The organism is Bacillus sp. 05T31 (assembly GCF_056396725.1).
The window spans coordinates 1-2,962 of sequence record NZ_JBFTMA010000836.1 but is presented as its reverse complement, the minus strand read 5'-3'; the positions used below and the strand labels follow the sequence as shown (position 1 = coordinate 2,962).

5 protein-coding genes and 2 pseudogenes are annotated in these 2,962 nt (G+C 35.3%); 6 read left to right on the top strand and 1 reads right to left on the bottom strand.

What is annotated here, in order from left to right:
• From AC1DJR_RS28940 to queF, 4 genes and pseudogenes are all read left to right on the top strand, one after another.
• The coding region (locus AC1DJR_RS28940) for a 7-cyano-7-deazaguanine synthase (RefSeq protein WP_477004141.1) at positions 1-331 on the top strand (331 nt) is incomplete at its 5' end.
• A complete protein-coding gene (queD, locus tag AC1DJR_RS28935; protein WP_477004140.1) occupies positions 331-822 on the top strand; it encodes a 6-carboxytetrahydropterin synthase QueD in 492 nt (163 codons plus the stop codon). The genes AC1DJR_RS28940 and queD, both read left to right, overlap by 1 nt.
• The gene (gene queE / locus AC1DJR_RS28930) at positions 815-1,531 is read left to right on the top strand and encodes a 7-carboxy-7-deazaguanine synthase QueE (RefSeq protein WP_002086811.1); all 717 of its coding nucleotides are present in this window, start codon (positions 815-817) and stop codon (positions 1,529-1,531) included. Before queD ends, queE begins: the two co-directional genes overlap by 8 nt.
• Positions 1,532-1,548: 17 nt before the next feature.
• A pseudogene (gene queF / locus AC1DJR_RS28925) lies at positions 1,549-1,893 on the top strand (preQ(1) synthase); the annotation flags it as partial.
• Between the two features lie 50 nt (positions 1,894-1,943).
• Here the strand turns inward: queF and AC1DJR_RS28920 are convergent.
• Positions 1,944-2,129, bottom strand: a complete 186-nt coding sequence (locus AC1DJR_RS28920) for a YkvS family protein (protein WP_002064385.1) — start codon at positions 2,127-2,129, stop codon at positions 1,944-1,946.
• Between the two features lie 256 nt (positions 2,130-2,385).
• Here AC1DJR_RS28920 and AC1DJR_RS28915 point away from each other — a divergent pair, with 256 nt between their 5' ends.
• Together AC1DJR_RS28915 and AC1DJR_RS28910 are read left to right on the top strand one after the other, a co-directional pair.
• Positions 2,386-2,541 (top strand): hypothetical protein, encoded by a 156-nt coding sequence (locus AC1DJR_RS28915; RefSeq protein WP_429686961.1) that lies wholly within the window; start codon positions 2,386-2,388, stop codon positions 2,539-2,541.
• Between the two features lie 81 nt (positions 2,542-2,622).
• A pseudogene (locus tag AC1DJR_RS28910) lies at positions 2,623-2,962 on the top strand (histidine phosphatase family protein); the annotation flags it as partial.

The window sequence follows — 2,962 nt, the reverse complement described above, 5'->3', positions numbered from 1 at the left end:
AGTTGGAGCACGTCATATTGTAACGGGTGTATGTGAAACTGATTTCAGTGGTTATCCAGATTGTCGTGACGTGTTTGTGAAATCATTAAACGTTACATTAAATTTATCTATGGATTATCCGTTTGTTATTCATACACCACTTATGTGGATTGATAAAGCAGAGACATGGAAATTATCTGATGAACTTGGAGCATTTGAGTTTGTTAGAGAAAAAACATTAACATGTTATAACGGAATCATTGGTGATGGTTGCGGTGAATGTCCAGCATGTCAACTTCGTAAAGCGGGATTAGATACGTATCTACAAGAACGCGAAGGAGCGAGCAACTAATGGATAACTTTTTTGGATTTCGCATCGTAGAAAATTTGCAAAAAATGGACAAGGATATTCAGCGTGAACAACTCAAATATCATAATAAAAGAGTAATGGTCAGCAAGGAATTTACATTTGACGCAGCGCACCATTTACACTGCTATGAAGGGAAATGTAAAAATTTACATGGACACACATAYAAAGTYGTATTTGGWATTAGYGGATATGTAARTGAMATWGGMCTTGCAATTGACTTTGGAGATATAAAAGARATTTGGAAAAAYGAAATAGARATTTATTTRGATCATCGYTATTTAAACGAAACATTGCCAGAAATGAATACGACTGCTGAAAATATGGTCGTTTGGATTTATGAAAAGATGGCAGAAGCATTAACGAAAGATAATCGTGCGAACGAATATAAGGGAGCTCGTGTTGAATTTGTTCGTCTTTTTGAGACGCCGACTAGTTATGCGGAAGTAAGACGGGAGTGGATGCTTGATGAGTAAAATCCCCGTCTTAGAAATATTTGGTCCAACCATTCAAGGAGAAGGGATGGTTGTAGGACAAAAGACAATGTTTATCCGTACAGCGGGCTGTGATTATAGCTGTGCTTGGTGTGATTCTGCTTTTACATGGGATGGATCGGCCAAAGATCAAATTAAACAAATGACACCGGAAGACATTTGGAATGAGCTTGTAGAAATTGGTGGAGAAAATTTTTCTCATGTTACGATTTCGGGTGGAAATCCTGTTTTGCTGAAAAATATGCAATTTCTTCTTTCTATATTAAAGGAGAATGGAATGCGAACAGCGGTAGAAACGCAAGGGAGTAAATGGCAAGATTGGTTGCTTCAAATTGATGAGGTAACGATTTCTCCAAAACCACCAAGTTCAACTATGAAAACAGATTTTCAGATGTTAGATTCTGTTATTCATAAACTAGCAGGGAAAGATTTTAGTTTAAAAGTAGTAGTATTCGATGATCAAGATTTTGAATATGCAGTTAAGATGCACGAGCGTTATCCGAATGTACCATTTTTCTTACAAGTAGGGAATGATGATACGAAAACAGTGGATGATGCGGTGCTTATAAAAAAACTATTAGAAAAATATGAGTGGCTTATTGAAAAAGCTGTGAATTGTAAAGAAATGAATGATGCGAAAGTACTGCCTCARCTTCATGCGTTAGTATGGGGAAATAAACGAGGGGTATAATGAGAAGGGATGTTTAATTTACAAGTTTATGTCCGAAAACAGGACAACCAGATTTTGCAACAATTTATATTAGCTACATTCCAGAACAAAGAATGGTAGAGAGTAAATCYTTAAAGCTATATTTATTTAGCTTCCGAAATCATGGTGACTTCCACGAAGATTGCATGAACGTTATTATGAATGATTTAATTAAWTTAATGGATCCACGCTATATTGAGGTATGGGGGAAATTTACACCACGTGGTGGTATTTCAATCGATCCTTACTGTAACTACGGCCGCCCAGGAACTAAGTATGAGAAAATGGCGGACTACCGCATGATGAATCACGATTTATATCCAGAAAAGATCGATAATCGTTAATATAGAAAGAAAGGATCTGTATGATATACAGATCCTTTCTTTCTATTATATTATGCATGTTGATTAATGACAGTATAGTTTTTATGGCTTACAACTGTAAGAGGTTCCATATCTAGTTCTCTAAAATTCTCCATAATTGTTATATCAACAATAACGGAGTTTTGATTTACCTTTTGAACACGGCCTTGCATTCCACCTTTAAATTCAATGATATCTCCAGTTTCTGCGATCTGCATAAGCAACTCTCCTTGTTCCAGTTTTCCCAAAAAAAGAATAATTTGGGCTTTTTTATTTCTTCTTATTTTGAACTATATTTACTACTTTGTAAATGTTTCCAAAGTAAAAATTCGAAAAATATTCACTTTTTGTAAGGAAATATGTAAAAAATATTGTTTAGGGGAGGAATGATGAAAATGCATACATCTTTATACGGGAGTATAATAAAAGATACAATACCCTACTAAAGTAGGAGAAATTAGGGGCGGTAAAATGATGTTTGAAGTTGTGGGGAGCTTTATAGCGATTTTATTATTTTTATTTTCTTATATACAGTTGAAGAAAGTGCGTCATCATGAAACAACTACATATTTTGATGGACTGGATGGTATGCACACTTCGATAACACATGATAGTGGTGGGGATATATAACTTTCTTTTTATGCATGGTATGATGGCAATAAAAAATAGTACGTAATATAGTTGGTAAGTGATGAATGGGGAGTGGAAAGAATGCGAATTTCTTTTATTCGTCATGGTCGTTTGGACAGTACTATAGAGCCAATGACAATTATTTCATTTCGTGAATGGATGAAGCAATATGRTTTAGGGACTACAGTAAAAGAAACTCCTATACCAATTGAAACAATTGAGGCGATTGAATCAGCGAAACTGGTTRTAACGAGTGATSAAAGGCGCGCTGTACAGTCAGCGGCTGAGTTATTGGATTCCCTATCTTTTGTGCAAAATCCTCTTTTTAGGGAAGCTGAAGTTCCAACGAGTTTTTATGCTCCAAAATGGTTGAAATGTAAACCGAATGTATGGATGTTTATTGGACGTACACGATGGATAG

Excerpts from the sequence above, each read along its gene's own strand:
- AC1DJR_RS28920 (WP_002064385.1), bottom strand. The coding sequence starts at position 2,129 with ATGCAGATCGCAGAAACTGGAGATATCATTGAATTTAAAGGTGGAATG.
- AC1DJR_RS28915 (WP_429686961.1), top strand. The coding sequence starts at position 2,386 with ATGTTTGAAGTTGTGGGGAGCTTTATAGCGATTTTATTATTTTTATTT.